This window comes from Caulobacter sp. P1_B12_2, from assembly GCF_056406675.1.
On record NZ_JBFTZS010000730.1, the window covers coordinates 1 to 1,292 of the forward strand.

At 65.7% G+C, this 1,292-nt stretch carries 2 protein-coding genes; both read left to right on the forward strand.

Going from position 1 to position 1,292, the window contains the following annotated elements; translation table 11 throughout:
- On the forward strand, window positions 1-532 hold a 532-nt coding region (locus tag AC1DZ6_RS25280), incomplete at its 5' end, for a dihydrodipicolinate synthase family protein (protein WP_477099836.1).
- Window positions 532-990, forward strand: a complete 459-nt coding sequence (gene smpB, locus AC1DZ6_RS25285; RefSeq protein WP_477099837.1) for an SsrA-binding protein SmpB — start codon at window positions 532-534, stop codon at window positions 988-990. The genes AC1DZ6_RS25280 and smpB, both read left to right, overlap by 1 nt.
- Window positions 991-1,292 lie beyond the last annotated feature (302 nt).

The following is a 1,292-nucleotide window of genomic DNA, read 5'->3' on the forward strand; positions in this document are numbered from 1 at the left end:
CTATCAGCACTTCAAGGCGATCAACGACGCCGTGCAATTGCCAGTGCTGGTTTACAACGTGCCCGGCCGTACTGGGTCGGACATCACCAACGAGACCCTGGAGCGGCTGTCGAAGCTGCCCAACATCGTCGGCATCAAGGACGCCACAGGCGACCTGGTGCGCGCCAGCATGCAGCGTGTCCTGTGTGGTCCCGATTGGGTGATGTTGTCCGGCGATGATCCGACGGCCCTGGGCTATGTCGCCCACGGCGGCCACGGGGTGATCTCGGTGACCTCCAATGTCGCCCCCGACGCGTGCGCGACTTTCATCAACGCTGCTCTGAGCGGCGAGTGGGAAACCGCGCTTTACTGGCAGGACAGGCTGGTTCGGCTGCACAAGGCGCTGTTCCTCGACGCCTCGCCGTCGCCGACCAAGTTCGCCATGGCCCATCTGGGCCTGTGCGAGGCCGACGTGCGCCTGCCGATCTCGGCGTGCAGCGATGCGGTCAAGCCGGCGATCCTCGAGGCCATGCGCGAGGCGGGTCTGGTCTGATGACCAAGCCGATCGCCGAGAACCGCCGCGCGCGGTACGACTACTTCATCGAAGAGACCTTCGAGGCCGGCCTGATGCTGACCGGCACCGAGGTCAAGTCGTTGCGCGTGGGCCGGGCCAACATCGCAGAGTCCTACGCCTCGGTCGAAGGGCGGACGATCAAGCTTATCAACGCCGACATCCCGCCTTACGGCCACGCCAACCGCTTCAACCACGAGCCGCGTCGCCACCGGACGCTGCTCTTGCACCGCAAGCAGATCGACACGCTGATCGGCGCGGTTCAGCGCGACGGCCGCACCCTGATCCCGCTCAAGCTCTATTGGAACGAGAAGGGCCTGGCCAAGCTGGAGATCGGCCTGGCCAAGGGCAAGAAGAACCACGACAAGCGCGAGACCGAAGCGGCCCGCGATTGGCAGCGCGACAAGGCGCGGCTCATGAAGGGCGATCGGAGCGACTGACGCGTAGCCATCACGGGCTTGTGACGGCTCTCCATGAGTGATCACTCACTTTCTTCTTGATGCCCGCCGTGTGGATGGCACAGTCGCGCCCAAGGCCCCCATGGGCCGCGCGACGGAGGTTCCCCATGCGTTCACACCTTGCCGCTGCCGCAGGCTTCATCGTCTTGGCGGCGCCGGCCGCGGCCCTTGCTCAAGACAGCGTCCAGAACGGCTCGAACGCCGTCACGGCCTCGGCCGAGGCGGTGGGAGATCTGGGTCTTTCCGGCGTGCAGACAGCGTCGGCCGTCAGTGTGGTTCCGGTG

What these genes read in the sequence shown, in the direction of transcription:
- smpB (WP_477099837.1), top strand. Translation starts at nt 532, where the DNA reads ATGACCAAGCCGATCGCCGAGAACCGCCGCGCGCGGTACGACTACTTC.